We start from the raw sequence: 26,843 nt of genomic DNA on the forward strand, positions 1-26,843 counted from the left end.
CTCAGGCGATGCCGAGGTATTTGTGCGTCTGCACGCTTAAACGCCAGCGGGGGTGTGCGAGGCAATAGGCGATCGCAGCCTGGGTGTTTTCCGCCCGCGCCGGGCCGTCCATCGGCTGCAGCAGGAAGCGCTCGAACGCCAGGTGCTCGAACTGGGCGGGATCGACCCCGGACTGCGGGAACACCAGCTTCAGTTCCTGGCCGCTGGTCTGGGCGAGCGGCGCGTCGGCCTTGGGGCTGACGCAGATCCAGTCGACGCCCGGCGGCGCCGGTAAGGTCCCGTTGGTCTCCAGCGCCAGGGCGAAGCCGCGGGCGTGCAGCGCCGCGATCAAGGCCTCGTCCAGTTGCAGCAGCGGCTCGCCGCCGGTCAGCACCACCAGCCGGTCGTCAGGGCCGCCCGTCCAGGCCGCCTCCACCGCCTCGGCCAGCGCCTCCGGCGTCGCGAACCGCCCGCCTTCCGGACCGTCCATGCCCACGAAGTCGGTGTCGCAGAAGGTGCAGACCGCGCTCGCCCGATCCTGCTCGCGCCCGGACCACAGGTTGCAGCCGGCGAAGCGGCAGAACACCGCCGGCCGGCCGGCCTGGCCGCCCTCGCCCTGCAGGGTGAGGAAGATCTCCTTGACCGCGTAGCTCATGGCTCGACGACCTCGGCGTGCAGCACCGGACGGCCCTCGGCCACCCAGTCCGCCCAGCCGCGGGCCCGCAGCTCGCAGGCCGGGCAGGTTCCACAGCCGTAACCCCAGGGATGGCGGTGCTCGCGATCCCCAAGATAGCAGGTGTGGCTGTCCTCCAGGATCACGTCCACCAGCGACTCGCCGCCCAGCGCCTTGGCCAGCGACCAGGTCTGCGCCTTGGTGAGCCACATCAAGGGCGTCTCGACCCGGAAGTCCTGCGCCATGCCGAGGTTGAGGGCGCTCTGCATGGCGTCCAGCGTATCGCGCCGGCAGTCGGGATAGCCGGAGAAATCGGTCTCGCACATGCCGCCCACCAGCACCTGCAGGCCGCGCCGGTCCGCGAGCGCGGCGGCATAGACCAGGAAGGCCAGGTTGCGGCCCGGCACGAAGGTCGAGGGCAAGCCCTTGGAGGTCATCTCGATGGCGCGCTCCGCGGTCAGGGCCGACTGCGCCACCGCGCCGAACCCGCGCATCTCCAGCACATGGTCTTCCCCCAGCCGCGGGGCCCAGTCGGGGAACCGCTCGCTCACGCGGGCCCGTACGCCGGCGCGGGCCTGCAGCTCCACCGAATGCCGCTGGCCGTAGTCGAAGCCCACCGTCTCGACGCGCGCATAGCGGTCGAGGGCCCAGGCCAGGCAGACGGTGGAATCCTGGCCGCCGGAGAAGAGCACGAGGGCGCCTGATGTGTCGATCATCGGCCCCATATGCGCGCTGCGGGGCCGCTGGGGAAGGCGGCCCAGTCTAGTGTTCACGCCCCGCGTCAGTGAGCAAGGTTCACTTGGATTGACGCAAGGTAACGAGCCGCTACGCCCGCCAAGACCATCGCATCCTGAAGTTCAGTTTTTGACGTAACCGCGTTATTCTATGCTTTCCGGGCGTGAAACTGCTGTTTTCGCACAATCTTGCCGCGGAACTGAACGTTTTAGGCTTCGACATAGCTCAGACACAGTTGACAGAACTGCAACATCGACTGAGCTTTGTTCCCGGCGTAACGGACCGCAACAGAGTCCGGGCGCCCCACTGGGAGGAATACGATGTCCAAATCTCTGCATCTGCGGAGCCTTCTCGCCGTGGGCGCTTCGGCGGTCGCCTTGACCGCCGTGGCCCAGCCCGCCCTCGCCCAGGCCGCCGCAGGCGCAGCCGCCGGGCCGACCATCGAGGAGCTGGTGGTCACCGCCGAGAAGCGCGAGCAGAGCCTGCAGGACGTCCCCGTCGCCGTCACCGCCTACACCAGCGAACGGCGCACCCTGCTGGGGGCCAACACGGTGGAGGACATCGCGCGCCTGACGCCGAGCCTGAGCTACACGAACAACGACCGGCTTTCGATCCGCGGCATGGGCCGGCTGACCAACGCCATCGGCACCGACCCGTCGGTGGCGCTGTATTCGGACGGCATCTTCTCGAACTCGATGGCCGACGCCTCGACGCCGCCGCTGTTCATCGAGCGTACGGAGATCCTGCGCGGACCGCAGGGCACGCTCTACGGCCGCAACTCCATCGGCGGCACGCTGAACATCATCTCCAAGCGCCCGACCGAGGACTTCAACGGCGAAGTCCGCGGGACCTACGGCAACTATGGGACCTGGCGCACGGACGCCCTGGTCCGCGGCCCGATCACCGACCACCTGCGGTTCCTGCTGGGCGGCTCGCTCGAGCGGCGGGAAGAGGGCTTCATCAAGAACATCGGCCCGGGCGGCGACACCGGCGCGGTCAAGCGCTGGATGTTCGAGGCCCAGGTGGAGGCCGACCTCGGCGAGCACGCGGTGGCGCGGCTGCGCTATTCGAAGTTCGACTGGGACGACAGCTACGGGGTGGGCAACACCCTGTTCAACGTGATCTCGCCGATCGACACCACCTCGCTCACCGGCGCGGGCACCTCGGCGCTCTATTACAACACCGCCTTCGGCTACACGGGCACAAACCCGGCGCAGAACGATCCTTACAAGACCAACACCAACGCCACGGCGACCGGCAAGCTCTCCAACCACCACCGGGTGCAGGCCGACGTGACCTGGGACCTCGGCGGCATGACGCTGAAGTACCTGGGCGGCTTCCAGACCTATATCTACGACACCACCGGCGACAACGACCAGACGCCGCGGACGGCGACCCAGGACATCAACATCCCCGACCTCGACGGGCCGGGGCCGCTGACCGCCTTCACCGCCCGCAATGTCTCCACCGATGCGCAGACCTTCTATCAGGAGCGGCAGAAGTGGTTCTCCAACGAGATCAACCTGTCCTCCGACGGCGACGGCCCGGTGCACTGGATCATCGGGGCCTTCCAGTACCATCAGCGCTATGACCAGCCGCAGGGCATCCGGGCGGTCGGCGACACGGCGCTGCTGACCCCGCTCACGCTGGCCGGGCGGCCGTCGGACCCGAACCCGCGCGGCGCTTTCCTCTACGTGGACGGGCACCTGGAGACCGATTCCTACGCCGGCTTCGGCCAGGTGGACTGGAAGTTCGCCCCGACCTGGACCCTGACCGGCGGCCTTCGCTACACCAAGGACGAGAAGACCGGCTACGACATCGCCCGCTACGTGGCGCGCCTGCCGACCCTGGCGGCGTCCTTCGCCGCCGCGGGGATCCCGCTGGCCGTCGGCCAGAGCTTCGCGGTGGACATCACCACCTTGCAGGTCTGCGGCACGACCACGCTGGCCGGCTGCGCCGCCAACCCGGCCACCGCCAACCTGTTCGCTAATCCGGGCGGCGGCCTGCGCCGCAACCTGGCGGGCAGCTGGGATGCCTGGAGCGGCACCCTGGGCCTGCAGTGGGAGCCGGACTCCGACACCGACCTCTACCTGCGCTACAGCCGCGGCTATAAGTCCGGCGGCTGGCTGGGCTCCAACGGCCTGACGCCCAACCCCTATGCGGCGCCGGAGTACGTCAACGCCTACGAGTTCGGGGTGAAGAAGAACATCGGCCGCACCCTGCAGGCCAACGCCGCCCTGTTCTACGACGACTACAAGGGCTTCCAGACACCGCTCACCGTGCCGCTCGGCACCATCACCGCCAGCCAGTTCCTGAACCTCGACGCCCGCATCTGGGGCTTCGAGTTCGAGGGCCAGTGGGCGCCGATCCAGGGGGCGCAGCTGTTCGCCAGCTATTCCTACCTGAACACCGAGGTCACCCGCGGCTGCTGCTTCATCGACACCGCCGATCCGACGGCCGTGACCGCCGGCGCGCGACCGACCGGCACGGCCCTGGCGAACGGCAGCCGACTGCAGAGCCTGGTGGGCAACCACCTGCCGCTGTCGCCGGAGAACAAGTTCACCCTGGGCGCCAACTACACCTGGGACTTCGGCGCCAACACCTTCACGCTGGGAGCCACCGTCACCCACACCGGCGACCAGCAGTCGACCATCTGGAACAACCCGATCTACGCCTCGCCGGCCAACGACATCGCCGACTTCCGGGCGATCTGGCGCCAGACCGACAAGGGCCTGACCGTGATCGGCTATCTGAAGAACGCCTTCGACGAGGTGGCCTACCAGAGCTCGCTCGCCAACCCGACCAGCATCACCGCCGTGGGCTATCGCCAGCAGGTGATCCTCAACTTCCCGCGCACCTACGGCGTGGAGCTCCAATACAAGTTCTAGTCGTAAGGACCCACTTGCGGTCCGGGGGCGGCGGAGCGATCCGCCGCCCTTTTTCTTGCCCGATTCCCTCCTTGGCGGACGCCTCGGCCGGCGGTTACTGCACGACGACTTGCAGTTGTAAGTCGAACGTCGTCAGCTTCGCCCGTGCGCCCCAGGTGGGACCGCTGGACACGCAAGAAATTCACTTTCAGCAAGTGTTCGGCCGTCGCCATTTTTGCCACATCTGGTTTGGCAGAACGTGGTTATCGATGATCACTTATCGCCGTCCCGTTGACAGGTGCGAAGACTGGGAGCGTGCTTGATCATACGTCGGGGGGTTCAGCCGCACCCTCCCCGCGACCACGCCTTGAGCGGCGATTCGGCGACCACGGCCAACAAGAGCCGGACGCCTGGGAGGAACATGATGTCCAACACTCTGCACCTGCGGAGCCTGCTGGTTGCTGGCGCATCCGCGGCCGCCCTCGTCACCGCCGCGCCGGCCGTCGCGCAGACGCCGGCGCGGACGAGCGGCAACGTGATCGAGGAACTGGTGGTCACGGCGCAGAAGCGCGAGGAAGCCATCCAGGACGTGCCGATCGCGGTCTCCGCCTTCAGCCAGGACGCGCTTCAGAAGTCGCGCATCGACGGCGGCCCCAACCTGGTCCTCGCCATCCCCAACGTGAACTTCTCCAAGGGGAACTTCACCGGCTACAACTTCCAGATCCGCGGGATCGGCTCGAAGCTGGTGGCGGCCTCGGGCGACGCCGGCACCGGCATCCACCTGAACAACGCCCCCCTGATCGCCAACAACCTGTTCGAGACCGAATTCTACGACGTGGAACGGGTCGAGGTGCTGCGCGGCCCGCAGGGCACGCTTTATGGCCGCAACGCCACCGGCGGCGTGGTCAACCTCATCACCGCCAAGCCGACCGACCGCTTCGAGGCGGCGCTGCGCGGCGAGCTGAGCAATTTCAACGGCAAGAAGCTTCGCGGGATGATCAACCTGCCGCTCGGCGACATGTTCGCCGTGCGGCTGGCCGGGACGACGCTCAACCGCGACGGGTTCGGGATCAACACCGTCACCGGCAACGACGCCGACGACCGCAACCTCTACGGCTACCGCGGGACGGTCTCGTTCACCCCCAACAAGGACCTGCGGGTCGACGTGGTCTACGACTACTTCAAGGAGACCGACCACCGCTCCCGCATCGGCAAGCAGTACTGCACCAAGGACGTCGGCCCGGCGAACATCGGCGGGGCGGCCTATTCGGCGATCGCCCCGGTCGCCCAGATCGAGCGGGGCTTCTTCAGCCAGGGCTGCCAGGCCACCTCGCTCTATTCGCCGGACGTGCTGGGCACGGTGAACAGCCAGGCCACGCTGGGCGGCCTGTTCGGCGCGCTCGGCGGCTTCCAGACCGGCGACGCCTACGCGGGCAAGTTCCAGGACCCCAACGTCCGCAACATCGAATCGACCTTCGATCCGATCTACCGGGCCAAGACCGACATCCTCGAAGTGAACATCGACGCCAATGTCACCGAGAACCTGAAATTCACGTCGCTGACGGCCTATACCCGCAGCGACCTCTACACCCGGCAGGACTACAACCGCTACACGCCGAGCGTGCCGTTCAACACCACGCCGAACCCGGTGAACGCCTTCGCCGCGGTGCCCAACTACGGCACGCTGCTCTATCCCAGCCTGTTCCCCGGCGGGGTGGTCAACGACCCGCAGAACGGGCCCTTCAACCGCTTCACCACCAGCGACATCTCATCGGCGAACACCGACCAGTTCAGCCAGGAGTTCCGGCTGCAGTCGAGCTTCGCCGGCCCGCTGAACTTCAACATCGGCGCCAACTATCTCGATTACCACGCCACCGGCGATTACTACGTGATGTTCAATACAGGCACGGCGTTTTACCAGGTGAACAACTTCCTCACCAGCGCCGCGTCGGGGGGCGCCGTTCCCTACCCGTGCCCGCAGAACAATCCGGCCTGCGTTTTCGTCGATCCCAACCAGGATCCAAACCGCAGCGGCCACAACTACTATGACAACTACGCGCCCTATCACCTGGAATCGACCGCCGTCTTCGGTGAGCTCTACTGGCAGATGACCGACAACTTCAAATGGACGGCCGGCCTGCGCTACACCGACGACAAGAAGACCCAGGAGAACCATGCGGTGACCCTGGGCACGCCCGGCTCCGGCGTCGGCGCCCCGCCGCCCACCGATCCGCGGCCCAACCTGTCGGTGGAGTTCAAGGAGCCCACCGGCCGCTTCGGCTTCGACTGGAAGCCCAAGCTGGGCTTCACTGACGAGACCCTGATCTACGCCTTCTACTCCCGCGGCTATAAGGCCGGCGGCCTGAACCCGGCGTGCTCCGCAGTGGTCTCCTGTCCGCCCGCGAGCTTCGCGCCGGAATTCGTCGACGCCTATGAAGTGGGGACCAAGAACACCCTGCTCGGCGGGTCGATGACCCTGAACCTCACCGGTTTCCACTACGACTACCAGGGCTACCAGGTCTCGAAGATCGTCAACCGCACCTCGATCAACGAGAACATCGACGCCAAGATCAACGGCTTCGAACTGGAATCCGTCTGGTCGCCGGTGCGGCCGGTCCGGCTCAACGCCTCGGTGGGCTGGCTCGACACCAACATCTCCAACGGGACCTCCATCGACACCTTCAACCGGACCCAGGGCAACCCGGGCCTGGTGCTGGTCAAGTCGAGCGCGGCCTCCAACTGCGTGGTCCCCCTGGCCAACGCCCAGCTGGGCCTGGCCATCGCCAACGGCCAGGTGCCCGGCTTCACCCCCAACCCGTTCAATCTGCTGGGCCTGTGCACGCCAGTCAGCACCGCCGGCGCCGGGACCAACATCGCCGGGTCGGGCGCCATCGCGGTCGGAACCAACGCCTTCGGCGGCCTGGTCAGCGACGGCGTGCCGGTCAGCCTGTCGGGCAAGGAGCTGCCGAACTCGCCGCACTGGACCGTCACCCTGGGGGCCCAATACACCCACGACTTCGGCAACGGCTGGAACGCGGTGCTGCGCGGCGACTACTACTGGCAGGCGAAGACGTTCTCGCGGATCTACAATTCCACCGCCGACCGGATCGATTCCTGGCAGAACCTCAACCTGACGCTGACCGTCAGCAACGCCGAAAGCGGCTGGAGCGCGGAGGCCTTCGTCAAGAACGCCACCGACGAGACCGCGATCACCGACACCTACCTGACCGACGATTCCTCGGGCCTGTTCCGCAACGCCTTCTTCACCGAGCCGCGGACCTACGGCATCGCGCTGGCCAAGAAGTGGTGACCGGGGGCTGATCCGGGGTCGCCAAACCGGGCGGCGGGGCGACCCGCCGCCCCTCTTCTTTTGGATCGCGTCTTCCCGATTTTCTGTGGTCGGTATGTTGCGACGCTTTCTGACGCGCCCGCCGATTGTTGCTGCGTAAGGGTTCGCCGACCGGCGTTCATTTTTGTGCAGCGAATTCGAAAGCGCGGTATTTCCGCCACACGGCGACAAAAGCGGGGCTGAAACCGGGCGACTTCTCGCCGTTCAGTTGACCTTGGCCTCCGGGCGGCCCGAGGGTCCGCCCCATCGGGCGCCTCCCCGCGCCCGTTCCACTGCATACGCACACATGAGGTGCGGCGGCACGCCGTCGACGCCTTGGGAGGACCTCTATGTCGCAACACACATCGCGGCTGCGGACGCTGCTCGCCCTGAGCGCCTCCGCAGTCGCTCTCACCGCCATCGCCCAGCCGGCGCTGGCCCAGACGGCGGCCGCCAACACCGCCGGCGCCTCGACGGTCGAGGAACTGGTGGTCACCGCTGAAAAGCGCGAGCAGTCGCTGCAGGACGTGCCGGTCGCCGTCTCCGCCTACACCTCGGCCAAGCGCGACGTCGTCGGCATGACCAGCATCCAGGACTTCGTGAACTTCACGCCCGGCATGAACTACTCGGGCACCGACCGGCTCAGCCTGCGCGGCGCGGGCCGCAACACCTACTACATCGGCAACGACCCGGGGGTCGCCACCTATACGGACGGCTTCTATTCGGCCTCCTCGTCGGAGCTGTTCAAGACCCCGCTGTTCGTCGAGCGCACCGAAATCCTGCGCGGGCCGCAGGGGACCCTGTACGGCCGCAACGCCATGGGCGGGGCGGTCAACACCATCTCGCAGCACCCGAGCCACGACCTCTCCGGCGAAGTGCGCGGCGTGGTCGGCAACGACAACCATTACCGCGCCGAGGGCGTGGTCTCGATCCCGCTGGCCGACAACCTGCGCATCAAGCTGGGCGGCAGCCAGGAAAAGGCCGACGGCTTCATCAAGAACACCGGCACCGCGAACGACGGCGGCTCCATCAACCGCACCTATTTCGAAGGCCAGGTCGAGGCCGAGCTGGGCGAGAAGACCACCGTCTGGGTGCGCTACAGCCGCACCAGCTGGGACGACACCACCGGGGTCGGCGACCGCTGGTCGAACCTGATCACGCCCTATGACACCACCAGCATCGTCAACCCGATCGGCGTGGGCTTCCTGCAGGTCAATCCGCAGTTCGGCTACACGACGCCGAACCCGGGCGCGTCCGACCCCTACAAGATGAACACCAACCGCAACGGCTACGGCCAGCTGCGCGGCAACCACCTGCTCACCGCCCAGGTCACCTACGACCTCGGCTTCGCCGACCTGAAGTACATCGGCGGCTTCCAGCAGTACAATTACCAGACCGGCGGCGACTACGACGGCACCAGCCGCACCGCGCCGTTCACGGTGCCGGGCTCGGCCACCCTGTTCTACCCGGACCAGACGACCGACTTTAACGAGCACAAGCGGTACTTCTCCAACGAGATCGACCTGACCTCGAAGGGCGACGGTCCGCTGCGCTGGATCGCCGGTCTCTACCAGTACCAGGAGACCTATGAGCAGCGCATCCAGCTCGCGAGCCCGCAGCAGGCGCAGCTGGCCGCGCCGGTCGGCGGCCTCGGCACGGCGAACCCGTCGCGCGACTTCGTCGACCAGTACGCGACGCTGGACTCCAAGGCCTATGCGGTGTTCGGCCAGGCGACCTACGCCTTCAACGACCAGTGGTCGGTCACCGGCGGCCTGCGCTACACCAAGGACGAGAAGTCCGGCTTCGAGAGCCAGCGGCTGATCCTGCTGAGCCCGCTGGTGTTCAAAGGCGCGGTGGCGGTCGACGTCTCCACCGACATGGATCCGAACACCCCCGGCGTGCAGAACTTCCGCAGCATGTCCAACAGCTGGGACGCGGTCACCGGCACCCTGAACGCCGACTGGACGCCGGACAAGGACACCCTGGTCTACGCCAAGTACAGCCGCGGCTATAAGTCCGGCGGCTTCCTGCTCGGCACCCTGGCGCCCCAGCCGGAGGCCGGCGCCGAGCACGTCAACGCCTACGAGGTCGGCGCCAAGAAGACCCTAATGGGCAATCTGATCCTCAACGCGTCGCTGTTCTACAACGACTACAAGGACCTGCAGATCAACCTGCAGCAGCTGAACGCGGCGGGAACCGCCTCGGCCAACAACTTCGTCAACGTCAACGCCCGGGCCTATGGCCTGGAGCTGGAGACCATCTGGCAGCCCACCCGGGCCCTGCAGTTCAACGCCAGCTACGGCTACCTCAACACCGAGATCACCAAGGGCTGCTGCTTCTACGACCCGGCGGATCCCGGCGCCCTGCTCCCCGGCGCGCAGCCTTCCGGCGGCTCCACGACCACCAACGGCGTGCGCCTGGTCTTCCAGGACCTGAAGGGCTCGCCGCTCTACCAGTCGCCGAAGAACAAGTTCGCGGTCAACGCCAACTACACCTTCGACTTCGATCCCGGCTCGCTGATCTTCTCGGGGACCTACAGCTGGACGGACAAGACCATCTACCAGCCGTTCAACGACGCGGCCTTCTCGGTGCCGGCCTACGGCACGGCCGACTTCCGGGCGATCTGGAAGGAAGCCAAGAACAAGTACTCGGTGATCGCATTCGTGAAGAACGCCTTCGACCAGCAGGGCTACACCTCGACCGGCTCGACCAACCCCTACGCCATCTTCGGCAGCCCCTCGCCGGCGATCGGCGTGGGCGGACCGCAGACCGGCGTAGCGATCAGCCGCGGCCTGATCCAGCCGCGCACCTACGGCGTGGAGCTGCAGTACCGGTTCTGACGCCGGACGCAGGCCTCACAGCGGCCATTGGAGGCGGCGGGCACGTCCCGCCGCCTCTTTTTTTGTTCTGCGGCAAAGGCCTGACGGCCCCCTGCTTAACTTCTGCTCAAGCGGTTGAGAGCAGGGTGATCGCTCGTCATTTGCGCAATCGCCAGCGGCCATGTCCCTGCCCGAATTCTTCTTCGACCGCGTGACGGCTGACATCCGACAGCAGATGGATGGCGTCCTGGCGCTGGCCGAGCAGCTGTCGCGCCAACGCCTGGCGCCCGACGCCCAGGCCTGCGTCGCCGGCGTCGCCGAAGCCGCCGCCGGCGTGCGGCGGATGCTGGACCGGGCCATCGACCTGAGACTGGCGACCACCCAGCAGCTGGCGCTGTCGCCCGCGCCGCTGCGGCTGCGGGAGGTCATGGACGACGTCGAGGCGCGCTGGCGGGCCCGCGCCGGCCAGGCCGGCGTCACCCTGCTGGTCGCCTATGACGGTCCGCCGGAAGCCTGCGCCCTGGCCGACCGCGACCGGCTGCTGCAGGTCTTCGACGGCTTCCTCGGCGAGGCGCTGGCCGGCGCCCAGCGCGGCGCGGTGGAGGCCAGCCTGCGCGCGATGCCGACCACGGACGGCATGCTGCTGGAAGGCCGCGTCCGCGGCGCGGCCGCCGATCCCACCTGGGCGGCGCAGGGCGCGGAGACGCGCGTCCGCCAGGTCGCCGACCGGTTCGGGCTGGAGGTGGCGATCGGCGTCATGCTCGCCCGCCGCATCGTTTCGGGCCTGGAGGGCAGCGTGGCCAACGAAGTCCATGCCGGCGCAGCCGAGACCATCGTCTTCCGGCTGCCGCTGCCGGCCGCCCGCGAGACGGCCGTCGCCAAGCCCGGCCAGCCCTTGCGCCCCGCCCACGTCCTGGTGGTCGACGACAACGCCACCAACCGGATGGTCGCCCAGGCGCTCTGCGAGATGTACCACTGCTCGTCCGAGGCCGCCTGCGACGGCGCCGAGGCGGTGGAAGCCGCCCGCAGCGGACGGTTCGACCTGATCCTGATGGACATCCGCATGCCGGGCATGGACGGCGTCGCCGCCACCCGGGCGATCCGCGCCCTGCCCGGGCGCGCCGGCGCGGCCCCGATCATCGCGCTCACCGCCAACGCCGACCGCGACGATGTCGACGCCTACCTGGCGGCCGGCATGAACGGGGTGGTGGAAAAGCCGATGAAGCCCGAGCAGCTGGTCGAGGCGCTGCGCAAGGCCCGGAGCGAGCCGGCCGCGGCCTGAGCCCCGCCGGCGCTGGTGTCGCCTGCAACTTTATTGCGGCAAGCCGGCCTATTGCGCGGGCCGCGGCAATGACTTAGGTCGCGAACCTTCGTTTTCGGGGGAGAAAATGGCCGAGGTCAAGACCACGCCCGCCCCATTGTCGCTGGACGACATCCGCGCGCGCATCGATGCCATCGACGCCGACATGCTGCGCCTGGTCGACGAGCGTGCGGGCCTGGCGCGGGCGGTCGCGGCGGCCAAGGCCGCGGCGGGCGACCTGGGCTTCGGTCTTCGCCCCGCCCGGGAAGCCCAATTGCTCCGCCGCCTGCTGGCCCAGCCGCGCCAGGGGGCCTCGGCCGCCCTGGTGGTCCGCGTCTGGCGCGAGATGATCGGCGCGAGCCTGAGCCTGCAGGGCCCCTTCCACCTGGCGGTCTGGGGCGGCCGCGACCCCACGCGGACGGTGGAGCTGGCCCGGCTGAGGTTCGGCAGTGCGCCGGCGCTGCGGCACGCCGCGAAGGCCGAGGACGCGCTGGCCGCGGCCCGCACGCCCGGCGGCGTCGCGGCGCTCGCCCTGACCCCCGACACCGCCTGGTGGGGCCGGCTGCTGGCGGAGCCGAAGCTGAGGGTGTTCGCCGCCCTGCCCTGCCTGGCCGCCTGGGGGCCGACGTCGGCCCTGGCGGTGGGCGAGGTACCGGTGGAGCCCACCGGCGACGACGTCACCTTCTGGGTCACCGACGCCGGCCAGTCGGCCTCGGCGATCGAGGAGGCGCTGGGCCGCGACGGCGTGGCGGCGACGCCGCTGGTGGAGGCCGGCGGACTCAAGCTGTTCGCGCTGGCGGGCTTCTACCAGGCCGAGGATCCGCGGCTGGCCCGTGCGCCCGGGCGGCTCTCGGGCGTGATCGGGGCTGCGCCCGCGCCGCTGGACGTGTAAGACGCGGGCCTCACGGCCCCAGCGGCCCCGCTCCAGACGGATCGCCCTCAAGGTTCATGTCCGAGTCCGCTCCCCCGACCGCCGCGCCGACCGATCGCAGCCGCGCGGCGCGCCCCGTCCCCAAGCCCGGAATCCTCGACATCCATGCCTACGTGCCGGGCAAGGCCACGGTCGAGGGCGGCGGCGCGCCGGTCAAGCTCTCCGCCAACGAGAACGCCCTGGGCTCCAGCCCCAAGGCGCGGGAGGCCTACGCCTCGGCCGCCGACAAGCTGCACGTCTATCCGGACAGCCGCGCCACCATCGTGCGGACCGCCATCGCCGAACGCTACCGGCTGGAGCCGGAGCGGCTGATCTTCGGCTGCGGCTCCGACGAGGTCTTCCAGCTGCTCAACCAGACCTACCTCGAACCCGGGGACAACATGGTGCAGGGCGAGTATGGCTTCGCCGCCTTCGCCATCGGCGCCTACGCGGCCGGCGGCGAGGTGCGCTTCGCCCGCGAGCCCGACTACCGGATCGACGTCGACGAGGTGCTGAAATGCGTCGACGAGCGCACCCGCCTGGTGTTCATCGCCAACCCGGGCAATCCGACCGGCACCTGGATCCCGATCTCCGAGATCCGGCGGCTGCACGACAACCTGCCGCCCAGCGTGGTGCTGGTGCTCGACGGCGCCTACGGCGAGTTCGTCACCGACCCCACCTTCGACGACGGCCTGGACCTGGCGCGCACGGCGCAGAACGTGGTCGTCACCCACACCTTCTCCAAGCTGTATGGCCTGGCGTCCCTGCGCGTCGGCTGGGGCTATGCGCCGGCCGAGATCATCGCAGCGATGGATCGCATCCGGCTGCCGTTCAACACCTCCATCCCCGCCCAGATGGCGGCCGTCGCCGCGCTGCATGACGAGGACTTCCAGCGCGCCTCCATCGACCTCGTCGAGCAGTGGCGACCGTGGCTGGCCCAGCAACTGGGCGGGCTGAAGCTGGACGTGGTGCGACCCTCAGCGGCGAACTTCCTGCTGGTCGGCTTCCCCAAAACCCCGGGCCGGACCGCGGTGGAGGCCGAAGCCTTCCTCGCCGCCCGCGGCCTGCTGGTGCGCGGCGTCACCAACTACGGCCTGCCCCACCACGTGCGCATCACCATCGGCCTCGAAGGGCAGAACCGCGCCGTGGTCGAGGCCCTGGCCGAGTTCATGCAGCGCTAGATGGCTGAGATCATCTACCCCAGGATGGCGGTGATCGGCTGCGGGCTGATCGGCTCGTCGATCATCCACGCCGCCCGCGCCGCCGGCGTGGTCGGCCAGGTGACGGTGGCCGACGCCTCCGCCCAGAGCCGCGAACGGATCGAAGCCCTCGGCTTCGCCGACCTGGTCACCGCCGATCCGGCGGAAGCCGCGCGCGACGCCGACCTGGTGGTGTTCGCCGTGCCGGTGATGGCCATGGGCGAGGCCGCCCGCGCCGCCGCGTCGGCGATGAAGCCCGGCGCCACCATCACCGACGTCGGCTCGGTCAAGGCGGTGGTCAGCGAGGCGCTGAGCGAGGCCGTGCCGGACAGCGTCTTCGTGGTGCCCGGCCACCCGATCGCCGGCACCGAGCAGTCGGGCCCCGACGCCGGCTTCGCCGAGCTGTTCCAGAACCGCTGGATCATCCTCACCCCCCAGGCGCGGGAGGACGATCCTTACCTCGAGGCGGTCCAGCGGCTGGCCGATTTCTGGACGGCGCTGGGGTCCAACGTCGAGCGGATGGACGAGAAGCACCACGACCTGGTGCTGGCCGTCACCAGCCACCTGCCCCACCTGATCGCCTACAACATCGTCGGCACGGCCGCCGACCTGGAGGGCGTCACCCAGGGCGAGGTGATGAAGTATTCGGCCGGCGGCTTCCGCGACTTCACCCGCATCGCCGCGTCCGACCCGACCATGTGGCGCGACGTCTTCCTCGCCAACCGCGAGGCGGTGCTGGAGATCCTCGGCCGCTTCACCGAGGACCTGCAGGCGCTGTCGCGGGCGATCCGCTGGGCCGAGGGCGACAAGCTGTTCGAGCTGTTCTCGCGCACGCGGGAGATCCGCCGGGGCATCATCGCCGCCGGCCAGGAAAGCGCCGAGCCGAACTTCGGCCGCGACCACCGCAGCGCCGATCCGGACACCAAGCCGCAGTAGCCGCGGCGGCTTGGCGCGGATCGACATTCACACGTCGCCGCGACCCGGTTCCTCGAAGCCCTCTCCCCCTTGCGGGGAGAGGGTTGGGAGTGGGGGTGTCAGCTCGGCTCTTGGGACCGGGTGGCGTACTCACAGCTTGCACCCCCACCCCCGACCCCTCCCCGCAAGGGGGAGGGGAGCGCGCAGGCAGCCTCTGATCCCGCCTAGCGCTCGGCGGTCTCGGACGGCGTGGCCGGCCCGAGGAAGGCCTGCACGGCCTCGATCGCCTCCACCAGGCTGACCCGCTGCAGCTCGATCCCTTCCGGCAGGCCGGAGAACAGCCGCGTCGGGGCGGCGGCGTCGAGCATCACGAACACGCCCTTGTCGTCGCCGCGGCGGATCAGCCGTCCGAACGCCTGGGCGATGCGGCCGCGGGCGACCGCGTCGTCGTAGCCCTTGCCCCCGAAGCGGACGCGGCGGGCCTTGTGCAGGATGTCGGGGCGCGGCCACGGCACGCGGTCGAAGACCAGCAGGCGCAACGACCGGCCCGGCACGTCCACCCCGTCGCGCACGGCGTCGGTGCCGAGCAGGCAGGCGTCCTCCTCGGCGCGGAAGATGTCCACCAGCGCGCCGACCTCCAGCGGGTCCACGTGCTGGGCGTAGAGGGCGAGCCCCTTGTCGGCCAGCGGCGCGGCGATCTTCTCGTGCACGGCCCGCAGCCGGCGGATGGCGGTGAACAGGCCAAGCCCCCCGCCGCCGGCGGCCAGGAACAGCTCGCGCATGGCGGCGGCCACCAGCCGCGGATCGTCGCGGCCGACGTCGGTGACGACGTAGGCGCGGGCGTTCTTCGCATAGTCGAACGGCGAGGTGAGCCGAAGCGTCTTCGGCCGGTCCGGCAGGCGGGCCGCGCCGGTCCGCATCTCCGCCAGGGCGAAGGGGTCGTCGAGGGTGGAGTCGGCCAGCGTCGCGCTGGTCACCAACACCCCGTGCGCCGGGGCGATGACGGCGTTGGTCAGCGGCTCGGTGGGATCGACCCAGTGCCGGCGGCAGGCGGCGTCGACCACCCGGCCATAGAGGAAGGTGGCGTCGAACCAGTCGACGAAATCGGGATCGTCCTCGGCGTCCTCGTCGATGGCGCGCAGCATCGAGCGCCAGGCCGGCAGGGTCATCCGCGCGCGGCGGTCGAGGCCCCGCAGCGCCCCCTCGATCCGGGCGCGGTCGGAGGGCGCCAGGGTCGCCGCCTCCTGGTCGAGCACGTCCTCCAGCTGGCGGGCCAGCGCCACCAGCGGCGCTTCGATCCGGGCCAGCGCGGCGGCGGCCTCCCGGGCGGTGTCGCGCACCAGGTCCAGGGCCGGGCGCGCGGCGCACTCCATGCCGACCTCGGAGGGGGCGGCGCGGGCCCGCAGCTGTTCCAGCACCGCCACCAGGAAGCCCTCGACCGGCCCGATGGGGTTCACCTCGCCGTTCGGCGGGGCGATGCGGCCTGACCAGCTCTCGCCCGGCAGGGCGGCGGCGGCGCGGGTGGCGTCCATCAGCGCCTGCTTGGCGTCGTCGTGGTCGCCCAGCACCTCCATCAGCCGCGCCTCGAGCCCGCGCCCGCGGCGGCCGCGGCCTTCCGGTCCGCGGATCCAGCGGCGCAGCTCCGCGGCCTCGGCGCCCGACAGCGCCGCGGCGAAGGCGCTGTCGGCGGCGTCGAACAGGTGGTGGCCCTCGTCGAAGACGATGCGCTTCAGCTGGGTGGTCTCGCCGTCCGCCTTGGAGCCCCGCGCGGCGCGGGCGCCGTCGAACGCCGCCTGGGTCAGCACCAGGGCGTGGTTGGCGATGACGATATCGGCGCGCCGGGAGCCGCGGATCGCCTTCTCCACGAAGCAGGCGCGGTAGTGCTGGCAGCCGGCGTGGATGCACTCGCCGCGCCGGTCGACCAGGTTGGCGGGGCTGGCCTGCGCCGCCGGGCTCAGGTGGAACAGGGTCGGCAGCCAGGCCGGGAAGTCGCCGCCGGTCATGTCGCCGTCGCGGGTGGCCCTGGCCCAACGCGCCGCCAGGCCCATGCCGACGAGGTCGCCGCCGCCGAGCTGGGCGGCGTTGGCGGCCTCCTGGAAGTTCAGCAGGCACAGGTAGTTCTCGCGGCCCTTGCGGACCACCGCCTTCTTCGCCCGCACCTTGGGGTCGGGGTAGATCGACTGGCTCTCGCGCTCGATCTGGCGCTGCAGGGCGCGGGTGTAGGTGGAGACCCAGACCGCCGGCCCGTTGGCCTCGGCCCATAGCGAGGCCGGCGCCAGGTAGCCCAGGGTCTTGCCGACGCCGGTGCCGGCCTCCGCCAGCATCATCCGCGGCTCGCCCTCGCGCTCGCGCGGCGAAAAGGCGTAGGCGGCCTCCGCCGAGAACTCGGCCTGGGCCGGCCGCGCCTCGTCGAGGCCGGCGCCCTGCAGCAGCTCCTTCAGCCGCGCCGCGGCCGCTTCGGGCGCGACGGGCTTGGACCCCGCCTCGCCGGGCGGGGCCTCGGCTTCCCACTCGATCATCCGCGACCAGACGTCGAGGCCGGAGGTGCGGAACATGTTCCCGACCGGCGCCGAGCGCAGGGCGCCGATCGCCGCCGATCCCCAGGACCAGCCGGCCCGCGCCAGGGTCTCGGCGATCGCCAGCGCCTCCTCCCGCGAGGGCTCGGGCGCGGCGGCCAGTTCGGCGAGCAGCAGCCGGCAGGCCTCCCGCAGCGCCTGCGCCTGGGCCGCGGCGCCCTTGGGCTCCGGCAGCCCCAGCGCCTGGGCGAGACCCGCCGCCGAGGGGGCGCAAAAGCGCGCCGGCCGCACGAAGGCGAAGAGCTCCAGGGCGTCGAAGATCCCCGGATTGCGCGGCGGCACGTGCACGCCCAGCCGCCGAGCGGTCATCCCCGCATGCGCCAGCAGCACCGGCCCGCGCTCGAACAGGTCGCGGGCGTCCGGCGCCCGCACCATCTGTCCGCCGCCGGCGTCGGCGATGGCGGCGCGAGGCCCCGGCAGGACCACCAGGGCCGGCGCGAGATCGAGGCTGGCGGCGGGCGCGTTCACCCGGGTTTGCTAGCGCGATTGGCGGGTGAACGAAACGGAAACTTGGTCGCCTGCGGCGTTCAGCGCCCATTCAGGTGCCGAGGCAGAACCTCGGCTCGAACATGCCGGACCGCCGGGGGAGCGAGACGGCGCTATGGAGGCGCAGATGAAGAAGTCCCTCGCCGCCGCGATGGCGGCCATCACCTTCGGCGGAGCGGTCGCGGCGACGGCGCTGCCCGCCCAGGCTGAGCGCTACGAACACCACGGCGGCTACGACCATGGCGGCTACGGCCGCGGTTACGAGGGCGGCCGCTACTACGGCCACCGCGACAACGGCGGCGCGGCGCTCGCAGCCGGCGTGGTCGGCCTGGCCCTGGGCGCGGCCCTCGCCAGCTCGAACAACCACTCCTACGGCTACAGCAACCGCTCATACGGCTACAACAACGGCTACTACGCCCCGTCCTACGGCTACAGCGGCTACGGCTACGACGAGCCGTACCAGGTCTGCGAGAGCCGCCGCTGGGTCTATGACCCCTACATCGGTCGTCGGGTGATGGTGCGCAGCAGCTACGCCTGCTGAGCCGACCGGCGCCGGATCGCGCCGTCCGCCGCCGGACATCCTGGCGGCGGACGGGCGTGAAACGGAACGGGAACATGTTATATGCGGCGGGATGGCCGACGCCGCCGCCCTTGACCCCGAGCTCCTGCCGCCCCGGTTCCGGGCCTGGTTCGCCGAGCGCGGCTGGAGCCCGCGGTCGCACCAGCTGGCCATGGTCGAGCGGGCCCGCGCCGGCCGCGACGCCCTGCTGATCGCGCCGACCGGCGGCGGCAAGACCCTGGCGGGTTTCCTGCCCAGCCTGATCGAAATCTCCGAGCGCCCGAAGGCCAACGCGCCGCCGGGCCTGCACACCCTCTACATCTCGCCGCTGAAGGCGCTGGCGGTGGACGTCGAGCGCAACCTCACCGCGCCGATCCTGCAGATGGGCCTGCCGGTCACCGCCGAGTCGCGGACCGGCGACACCGGCATGGCGCGGCGGCAGCGCCAGCGGGTGAAGCCGCCGGACATCCTGCTCACCACCCCCGAACAGCTGGCCCTGCTCTGCGCCTGGGAGGGCGCACGGCTGTTCTTCGAGGACCTGCGCTGCGTGGTGCTGGACGAGATCCACACCCTGCATTCCTCCAAGCGCGGCGACCTCCTGGCGCTGGACCTCGCGCGGCTGCAGCAGTTCGCCCCGAACATGCGCCGCGTCGGCCTGTCGGCGACGGTGGACGACCCGGAGGTGATCAAGCGCTGGATGGCCGACCACACGGCCGGCGGCGAGGGAAGCATCGACCTGGTGCGCGGGCCGGCCGGCGCGCCGCCGATCGTCGACATGCTGCTGTCGGAGGGCCGGGTGCCGTGGGCGGGCCACACCGCCCAGCACGCCATGCAGGAGGTCTACGACGTCATCCGGCGCTCGCGCACGGCGCTGGTGTTCGTCAACACCCGCTTCCAGGCCGAGTTCGCCTTCCAGGAACTGTGGCGGCTGAACGACGACAGCCTGCCGATCGCCCTGCACCACGGCTCGCTGGCGCCCGAGCAGCGGCGCAAGGTCGAGGCCGCCATGGCGCGGGGCGAGCTCAGGGCCGTGGTCTGCACCTCCACCCTCGACCTCGGCATCGACTGGGGCGACGTGGACCTGGTGATCCAGCTGGCCTCACCCAAGGGCGCCTCGCGGATGGTGCAGCGGATCGGCCGCGCCAACCACCGGCTGGACGAGCCGTCGCGGGCGCTGTTCGTGCCCGCCAACCGCTTCGAGATGCTGGAGTGCCAGGCCGCGCGCGAGGCCATCGCCGAGAACACCCTGGACGGCGATCCGCCCCGGGTCGGGGCGCTCGACGTGCTGGCCCAGCATGTCATGGGCTGCGCCTGCTCCGAGCCCTTCGACGTGCTGAAGCTGTACGACGAGGTGCGGGCCGCCGGCCCCTATCGCGACCTCGCCTGGGAGGACTTCGAGCAGGTGGTCGATTTCGTCTCCACCGGCGGCTACGCGCTGAAGACCTACGACCGCTTCCGGCGGATCGTGAAGGGCCAGGACGGCCTCTGGCGCGTGCGCAACGCCCAGACCGCGCAGCGCCACCGGCTGAACGTCGGAGCGATCGTCTCGCCGGCCGTGCTGTCGGTGCGCTTCGCCGGCCGCGGCGGCCGGCCGGGCCGCAAGATCGGCGAGGTCGAGGAGGGCATGCTGGAAATGCTGGACCCCGGCGACACCTTCGTCTTCGCCGGCCAGGTCTGGCGGCTGGAGGGGGTCACCAACCTCGACGTGCTGGTCAGCCCGGCGGCCGACAAGGACCCGAAGATGCCCTCGTGGGGCGGCTCGAAGTTCGCGCTCTCCACCTTCCTCGCCAAGCGGGTGCGCCGGCTGATGTACGACCAGGGGCACTGGCAGGTGCTGCCGTCGGACGTGCGCGAATGGCTGGAGGCGCAGCGCGACCGCTCGGTGATCCCCGAGGAAGACGAGATGCTGCTGGAGACCTTCACCCGCGGCCGGCGCCACTTCATGGTGGTCTATCCGTTCGAGGGGCGGCTGGCGCACACCACGCTGGCCATGCTGCTGACCCGGCGTCTGGAGCGGGCGGGCGCAGCCCCGCTGGGCTTCGTCTGCAACGACTATGCGATGGCGATCTGGGCGCTGAAGCCGCTCGACGGCCTCGACTTCGACCAGCTGTTCGCCGAGGACATGCTGGGCGACGACCTGGAGGACTGGCTGGCCGAGAGCTTCATGATGAAGCGGGCCTTCAAGGGCTGCGCGATCATCGCCGGCCTGATCGAGCGCCGCTTCCCGGGCGAGCAGCAGAAGACCGGCCGCCAGATCACCTTCTCCACCGACCTGATCTACGACGTGCTGCGCCGCCACCAGCCCGACCACCTGCTGCTCCGCTGCGCGCGGGAGGATGCGGCGACCGGCCTCATCGACGTGGCGCGCCTGGGGCAGATGTTGGCGCGCATCCGCGGCCGGATCCGGCACGCGCCCTTGGAGCACCTGTCGCCGTTCTCGGTGCCGATCCTGTTGGAGATCGGCAAGGAGCGGTCGCCAGGCCACGCGGGCGAGATCATCCTGGCGGAAGCGGAAGACGACCTGATCGCCGAGGCCCTGCAGTGAACGCGCTTAGCCCCACCCGCGCCGCGGGCTTCATCTACGACTTCGCGCAGAGCCCCTGCGGCTCGCTGCGCACCCGCGTGGCCGGGACCGAGGTGATGCTGCGGGCGTCGGGCGCCCTGTGGCTGGAGGCGGAGCGGACCCTGGTGGTCGCCGACCTGCACCTGGAGAAGGGCTCGTCCTACGCCGCCCGCGGCCAGATGCTGCCGCCCTACGACACCCGCGAGACCTTGAACCGGCTGGAGGCGGAGATCGCCCTGCTGGCGCCGGCCGCGGTCATCCTGCTCGGCGACACCTTCCACGACCGCAGGTCCGAGGGCCGGCTGGCCGCCGACGACGCCGGCCGGCTGCGGGCGCTGGCCACCGGCCGGCGTCTGATCTGGGTGATCGGCAACCACGACGCCGACGGGCCGCAGGCGCTGCCCGGCGAGACCGCCGACGAGCTGACCCTGGCCGGGCTGATCTTCCGCCACGAGCCGCAGGCGGGTCCGCAGCCCCGTGAGGTGGCCGGCCACCTGCACCCGGCGGCGCGGGTGCGCGCCTCCCGCGGCAGCGTCCGCCGGCGCTGCTTCGTGACCGATGCGGAACGCGCGGTGCTGCCGGCGTTCGGGGCCTATGCGGGGGGCCTGAACGTGCGCGACGCGGCCTTCGCGGGCCTGTTCGTCCGCCCGCCGCTGGCCGGGGCCTTGGGCGTCGGGCGGGTGCACGCCGTCGGCTGGCGATCGCTCGCCGGCGACTGAGCCTCAGCCCTTCAGCCCGGCCCGTATCGACTGGTCGAGCGCGATCGCCAGCGAGATGCAGGCGGCGCTGGTGACAGCGGTGGAGAGCCGCGGAAACCGCGAGGCGGTGTTCGGCGCGGCGTGGTCGGAAAGCCATTGCAGCATGAAGACCACTAGATAGGCGCCCAGAACCCAGCTCAGGTCGAAGCGCCAGCGGACCAGCAGCAGCACCCAGGCGGCCAGCGCAAAGCCGATCGACACCGCCAGCCGACCGCGCCGGGGCACCCTGCGCCCGCTCTCCAGCCCCCAGCGCACGCCCGCCAGGAAAGACAGCACCACCGCCGACCAGGTCAGCAGCACGGTCACCGCCTCGCGGGCGTAGCTCGGCGGTCCGTAGCCGTAGACCGCCGCCGCGACCGGGAACGGCGCGAGGGCGAACACCGCCATCGACCAGAGGGACACCGGGGCGCTCTCGCGGCCCGCGGGCTTTCGATCGGCGGCGCCATCGTCCATCGGCATTCAGTCGCTCCGGAACACGGACGAGGCCGCCCAGCCGGCCGCCAGGGCGAAGGCCATCGAAGCCAGACCGTAGGACCATGGCCTGCGATGGGCCCAGAGGTAAAGGGTCCGCTCGGCGCCGACCTTCTCGACCGTCAGCGTGCGCACCTTGGCGGAGACCGGCTGGCCGGCCTGGAAGAGGAAGATGTCGGCCCGGTACTGGCCGATCGGGGCCTCGGTCGGCAGGGCGATCTCGGCGCGGAACAGGCCGCGGTCGACGAAGCGCACGCCGTGGTCGTCGGCGGCGTAGAGGCCGCTTTTCTCCTTCAGCCGCACCACCGCGCGCCGCCAGTCGAGGTAGTCGGCGCCGAGGCGGCTCACCACCATGTCGCGGATGCCGTAGCGGGTCTCGATCCGCTGCTCGGCGGGGGCGCGGATCGCCAGGTGGTCGAGCCCCGCGCCCAGCCGGCGCAGGGTGCCGAACCGGGCGATGTCGTCGAGCGGCCGGTTGGAGGCGGCCATGTAGAACCCCGGCGCGCCCTGGAAGACCACCGGCCGGCTGTTCATCCACAGCCCCGCCACGTGGACCTTGCGGGCGATCCGCACCGGCTGGTCCGGACCCCGGACGATGACCACCACGTCGCTGGGCCGCTGCAGCGGATCGAACACCGCCCCGTAAAGCACGATGCGGGCGCCGCGGAAGTCTGAGTTCACCCGCACCCGCGTCTCGGTCAGGGCGGCGGATACGGCCGGCTGGGCGACCGGCGGCGGCAGGGCGACAACCATCAGCCGGCCGCTCCCGCCATCAGCACGAACGGCTCGTCCGGCCGCAGGAACAGGCCCAGGCCCATGCGCAGGCCGACCAGCAGCACGATGAAGGCCAGCAGCGCGCGAAGCTCCTCCGCCCGGAAGCGCGAGGAGGCCCGTGCGCCGAACTGCGCGCCGAGCACGCCGCCGACCAGCAGGAGGCTCGCCAGCACGATGTCGACGGTCTGGTTGCGGCCGGCCTGCAGCACGCCGGTCAGGGCGGTGGTGATGATGATCTGGAACAGGCTGGTGCCAACCACGACGCTGGCCGGCATGCGCAGGATGTAGACCATGGCCGGCACCAGGATGAAGCCGCCGCCGACCCCCATGATCGCCGAGAGCACGCCCACGAAGCCGCCCAGCGCCAGGGGCGGGATGACGCTGATGTAGAGCCGCGAGCGCGGGAAGCGCATCTTCAGCGGCAGGCCGTAGAGCCAGGGCGGGCGCCGGTCGCGCCGCGGCGGCGGCGGCAGGTTGCGGCGGCGGCGCAGGATCGCGCCCACCGACTCCGTCAGCATCAGGCCGCCGATCACGCCCAGGAAGACGAGGTAGGAGAGCGCCACCACCAGGTCGGCCTGGCCCAGCAGCCGCAGCCAGCGGAACACCTCGACGCCGACCACCGAGCCGACCGCGCCGCCCGCCGCCAGCACCCCGCCCATGCGGAAGTCGACCGCGCGGCGGCGACCGTAGGCGATCACGCTGGACATCGAGGAGGCCGCCACGTGGTTCGACAGGCTGCCCACCGCCACCGCCGGCGGGATGCCCAGGAACACCAGGATGGGCGTCATCAGGAAGCCGCCGCCGATCCCGAACAGGCCGGAGATGAACCCCACCATCGCGCCCAGCGCCACGATCAGCGGCGCATTCACCGAGACCTCTGCGATGGGCAGGTAGATGTCCAATCCTCAGCGCCCCAGGTCTCGCTGTCGCCGGCGGATTGCTTCCGCCGCGCGGCCGGTCAACGCGTGAAGACGGAGAGCCGCGAGGCGGTGTTCGGATCGAGCGATCCGGTCGCGGCCAGTCCCTGATCGCGCTGATAGGCGGCGACCGCAAGCTTCAGCTTCGATGTGGCGGCCCCGTCGACCGGGCCCTTGTAGTAGCCGAGGTGGCCGAGGATGCGCTGGGCCGTGGCCACCGTCGCCGCCGGCGGCGCGGTCCGGGCCGCCAGCGCGGAACGGTCGCCGGCCGGGCGGAAGGCGTCGACGGCCTGATCGGCGGCGGCGAGTTGCGCGGCGGGCAGCTTGGGTTCCAGGTCCAGCGCGTTGGCGCGCGCCTGGCTATCGCCGCCGTTGGCCGCGATCGAGAACCACTTGTACGCCTCGCCGAGGTCGCGACCGACGCCGCTGCCGGTCTGGTAGAGCAGGCCGAGATTGTACTGGGAGTCCACCACGCCCTGGTCGGCCGCCTTGCGGAACCAGCGGACGGCGTTGGCCAGGTCCTGGGAACCGCCCTCGCCGCGGAAATAATAGAGCGCGGTGTTGTGCATGGCGGCCGCGTCGCCGCCTTCCGCCGCGCGCAGCGTCCAGCGCCGCGCCTCGGCCATGTTCAGGGTGACCCCGTGCGCCCCGGTTTCGTAGAGCTTGCCGAGGTAGGCTTCGGCGGGCGGATGGCCCGCGTCGGCGATCGCCTTCAGCTTGGCGAGCGCCCCGGGCTGGCCGGCCTCCACGCCCTTGACGGCGTTCACATAGGCGGTGACCAGGGCGTCCGCGGGCGGCGGGGGCGGCGGAGGCGCGGCGACCTCCGGAGCTTCCATCGGGACGGGCGTGACCGGCCCGAGCGCCTGGGGCGAGAGCGCGATGGCGGCGCGCGGGGAACTGTGGATCGAGCCGACCACCAGGGCGTCCGCCGAGTGCGGCGAAGGCGGGCCTTCCATCAGCACCACGCCGGCCGCGCCGACGCTGAGGAAGGCGGCGCCCCCGGCCACCATCAGGGCGGTCTGCAGGGTGGAGTTCGGCGCGCGCCGGCTCTTCAGGCCGCCGAACAGGCCCGGCGAGGCCTTGCCGGTGGTCCGCCACCTGGCCTTGATCTTGGCTTCCAGCGGCGGCTTGGTCGGTTCCGCCGTCGCCGCGGCGCGGGCGGCGGCGCGGGCCTGCTCGATGACCTCGCGGGTGGAGAACGGCTGGGCGTCGGCTTCCGCCTCGGCCGGCGGCTCGGGCTGGTCGAGGCCGAAGAGGTCCTCCTCCGGCTCCGGGATCGGGGCGAAGTCCTCGTCGGCGTCGAAGTCGGCCCTGTGGAAGTCGGCACTGTCGAAGTCGGCGCGGGCGAAGCCGGCGGGCTCGGCATAGGCGTCGGCCTGGACATGGGCCTCAGGCGCGAGGTCGTCCGCGAACTCGTCCTCGGCTTCGGTTTCCGCTCGGGAGAAGAGCTCCGGCCCGAAGGCGGCGGCGGACGGCGCGGCCAGGACGTCGAGGGTGGGCCGCGTCTGGGGCTCGGCCAGCCGCTGCTCGATCCGCGAACGGGCGTCGTCCAGCAGCAGGGCGGTGCGTTCCTCGCTCTGGCGGATGCGCTCGGCGAGGTCGTCGGAGGCGCGCTCGTGGCGCTGCTCCATGCGCTCGGTGACCCGGGCCACCTGTTCGCCGACGTCGTCGATGGCCTGCGCGGCGCGCCGCTCGGAGCCCAGCATGCGTTCGGTGAGCCGCTCGGTGATGCGGCCGATCTCCGCGCCCAGCTTCTCCAGCGCCTCGGCCTGCACCTGTTCGGCGCGGCCCAGCCGGGTCTCCACGGCGCCGGCGACCCGGGCCATCTCGCCGCCCACCTGGGCGATCGCCTCGGCGCTGCGCTGCTCGGAGGTCTGGACCCTGCGGTTCAGGGTCTCGGCCATGCTGAGCACTTCGTGGCCCATGCGCTGGATGGCGTCGGCCGAGCGCTGCTCGGCGGCCTGCACGTGGGCGGCCAGTTCGGCGAACCGCTGGTCGACGCGGCCGGCGCCGGTGGCGCTCAGCTTCTCGGCGATCTCGGCGCGGGCGTCTTCCACCCGCTGGGTGAGGCTGGCCGCCAGCGTCTCGAGCCGGTGCTCGACGTCGGCCGGCGCGCCGGTCTCCACGGAGCGCAGACGTCCGTCCAGCGTCCCCAGCGAACTGCGCAGGCTGTCCAGGGCGTCGGCGGTCCGCCCCTCGGCGTCCGCCAGCCGTTGGCCGAGCCGGCCCATCACTTCGTCGATCAGCGCGGCGGGATCGCCGCCGGCGAACGCCTCGGTGCGTTGCAGGCGCGCTTCCAGGGCGGCGAGGGTCTCCCGCGTGCGGCCTTCGGCGTCGTAGACGTGACCGGCGACGCGGGTGACCGACTGCTCGAGGGCGCGCAGCGCCTCGGCGGACCGCGGCCCGGCGGCTTCGCTCTCCATCCGCCGCAGCCGCTCGGCGACGCGGGTCTGTTCTGAGGCCACGCGGTCGACGGCGCTCTCGAAGCGGGCGGACACCGCCACATGCTCACGCTCGGTGGTTTCGATACGGGCGACGGCCTGGCGCACCGAGTGCTCGACACCGGAAATAGCCAGGCCGGTGCGGGTTTCGGACGCTTCGATGCGGTCCGTCAGCCGGTCCAGGGCGTAGGCGATGCGCGCCAGATCGTCCCCGCGCGGCGCCGGCGTCAGGCTCACCAGCCGCGGCCGGGGCGGCTCGACGAAGGCCCGCTGCGGTCGCTCCGCGAAATGATCCTCGGAGGTCACGTCCTCCGGCAGGTCATCTTCCAGGATGACGCGGTTCAGCCATTCCCCGAGCGTCATGCCGGCGCGGCGGGCAAGGTCCTTCGCGACCTCCCTCGCCTTGGGGTCTATCCCCTTGACGCTCCATGGCGCCCCCGCCGTCATCGAATCGTTCTCCTGAGCCTTCCACAGGCTACGCACCGATGGGTGGGGGTGTAAACGCAACCTTAACGCTAGATGTAGCGTCCGACCCCTCTGTCCTGTGGATGTTCCCCCTGCAACCGCTGGGGC

General features: G+C 70.8%; 17 protein-coding genes. 10 read left to right on the plus strand and 7 right to left on the minus strand.

Annotated elements, in window-relative coordinates:
- Position 1: 1 nt before the first annotated feature.
- Both queE and queC read right to left on the minus strand, forming a co-directional pair.
- Complete coding sequence (gene queE, locus DJ021_RS02875; protein WP_111456108.1) at positions 2–634, minus strand: 7-carboxy-7-deazaguanine synthase; 633 nt, start codon at positions 632–634, stop codon at positions 2–4.
- Positions 631–1,368, minus strand: coding sequence for a 7-cyano-7-deazaguanine synthase QueC (queC, locus tag DJ021_RS02880; protein ID WP_243625887.1), 738 nt, complete (start codon positions 1,366–1,368; stop codon positions 631–633). Before queC ends, queE begins: the two co-directional genes overlap by 4 nt.
- Before the next feature lie 339 nt (positions 1,369–1,707).
- Between queC and DJ021_RS02885 the strand changes: the two genes are divergently transcribed.
- From DJ021_RS02885 to DJ021_RS02915, 7 genes are all read left to right on the plus strand, one after another.
- Entirely contained in the window at positions 1,708–4,275 is a 2,568-nt protein-coding gene (locus DJ021_RS02885) for a TonB-dependent receptor (protein ID WP_111456110.1), read from the plus strand.
- A gap of 403 nt (positions 4,276–4,678) precedes the next feature.
- Positions 4,679–7,564 carry a TonB-dependent receptor gene (locus tag DJ021_RS02890; RefSeq protein WP_111456111.1) on the plus strand — a complete coding sequence of 962 codons (2,886 nt, stop codon included), beginning with the start codon at positions 4,679–4,681 and terminating at the stop codon, positions 7,562–7,564.
- A 368-nt stretch (positions 7,565–7,932) separates the two neighbouring features.
- Positions 7,933–10,422: a TonB-dependent receptor gene (locus tag DJ021_RS02895; protein WP_111456112.1), complete on the plus strand. Its 2,490-nt coding sequence runs from the start codon at positions 7,933–7,935 to the stop codon at positions 10,420–10,422.
- Positions 10,423–10,582: 160 nt separating this feature from the next.
- Positions 10,583–11,683: a response regulator gene (locus tag DJ021_RS02900; RefSeq protein WP_111456113.1), complete on the plus strand. Its 1,101-nt coding sequence runs from the start codon at positions 10,583–10,585 to the stop codon at positions 11,681–11,683.
- Positions 11,684–11,789: 106 nt separating this feature from the next.
- Positions 11,790–12,593 (plus strand): chorismate mutase, encoded by an 804-nt coding sequence (locus DJ021_RS02905; RefSeq protein ID WP_111456114.1) that lies wholly within the window; start codon positions 11,790–11,792, stop codon positions 12,591–12,593.
- A gap of 56 nt (positions 12,594–12,649) precedes the next feature.
- The gene (gene hisC, locus DJ021_RS02910; protein ID WP_111456115.1) at positions 12,650–13,792 is read left to right on the plus strand and encodes a histidinol-phosphate transaminase; all 1,143 of its coding nucleotides are present in this window, start codon (positions 12,650–12,652) and stop codon (positions 13,790–13,792) included.
- On the plus strand, positions 13,793–14,746 hold the full coding sequence (locus tag DJ021_RS02915; RefSeq protein ID WP_111456116.1) for a prephenate/arogenate dehydrogenase family protein: 954 nt from the start codon (positions 13,793–13,795) through the stop codon (positions 14,744–14,746).
- Positions 14,747–14,949: 203 nt separating this feature from the next.
- Here the strand turns inward: DJ021_RS02915 and DJ021_RS02920 are convergent, their stop codons facing one another.
- Positions 14,950–17,676, minus strand: coding sequence for an ATP-dependent DNA helicase (locus DJ021_RS02920; protein ID WP_243626112.1), 2,727 nt, complete (start codon positions 17,674–17,676; stop codon positions 14,950–14,952).
- A gap of 238 nt (positions 17,677–17,914) precedes the next feature.
- Here DJ021_RS02920 and DJ021_RS02925 point away from each other — a divergent pair, with 238 nt between their 5' ends.
- The 3 genes from DJ021_RS02925 (at position 17,915) to pdeM (ending at position 21,628) form a co-directional block, all read left to right on the plus strand.
- Positions 17,915–18,328 carry a hypothetical protein gene (locus DJ021_RS02925; protein WP_207801754.1) on the plus strand — a complete coding sequence of 138 codons (414 nt, stop codon included), beginning with the start codon at positions 17,915–17,917 and terminating at the stop codon, positions 18,326–18,328.
- A 91-nt stretch (positions 18,329–18,419) separates the two neighbouring features.
- Positions 18,420–20,891, plus strand: a complete 2,472-nt coding sequence (locus tag DJ021_RS02930; protein ID WP_111456118.1) for a ligase-associated DNA damage response DEXH box helicase — start codon at positions 18,420–18,422, stop codon at positions 20,889–20,891.
- On the plus strand, positions 20,888–21,628 hold the full coding sequence (gene pdeM, locus DJ021_RS02935) for a ligase-associated DNA damage response endonuclease PdeM (RefSeq protein ID WP_111456119.1): 741 nt from the start codon (positions 20,888–20,890) through the stop codon (positions 21,626–21,628). Before DJ021_RS02930 ends, pdeM begins: the two co-directional genes overlap by 4 nt.
- 3 nt (positions 21,629–21,631) lie before the next feature.
- Here the strand turns inward: pdeM and DJ021_RS02940 are convergent, their stop codons facing one another.
- From DJ021_RS02940 to DJ021_RS02955, 4 genes are read right to left on the minus strand one after another with little or no spacing between them, the layout of a single operon-like run.
- Entirely contained in the window at positions 21,632–22,126 is a 495-nt protein-coding gene (locus DJ021_RS02940) for a DUF3429 domain-containing protein (RefSeq protein ID WP_111456120.1), read from the minus strand.
- Positions 22,127–22,891 (minus strand): TIGR02186 family protein, encoded by a 765-nt coding sequence (locus DJ021_RS02945; protein ID WP_111456121.1) that lies wholly within the window; start codon positions 22,889–22,891, stop codon positions 22,127–22,129.
- Positions 22,891–23,814, minus strand: a complete 924-nt coding sequence (locus DJ021_RS02950) for a sulfite exporter TauE/SafE family protein (protein WP_111456122.1) — start codon at positions 23,812–23,814, stop codon at positions 22,891–22,893. The genes DJ021_RS02945 and DJ021_RS02950 overlap by 1 nt, the downstream gene beginning before the upstream one ends.
- A 56-nt stretch (positions 23,815–23,870) precedes the next feature.
- Positions 23,871–26,717 (minus strand): peptidoglycan-binding protein, encoded by a 2,847-nt coding sequence (locus tag DJ021_RS02955; RefSeq protein ID WP_111456123.1) that lies wholly within the window; start codon positions 26,715–26,717, stop codon positions 23,871–23,873.
- Between the last annotated feature and the right edge of the window lie 126 nt (positions 26,718–26,843).

The sequence above is a fragment of the Phenylobacterium hankyongense genome (assembly GCF_003254505.1).
Lineage (GTDB): Bacteria > Pseudomonadota > Alphaproteobacteria > Caulobacterales > Caulobacteraceae > Phenylobacterium > Phenylobacterium hankyongense.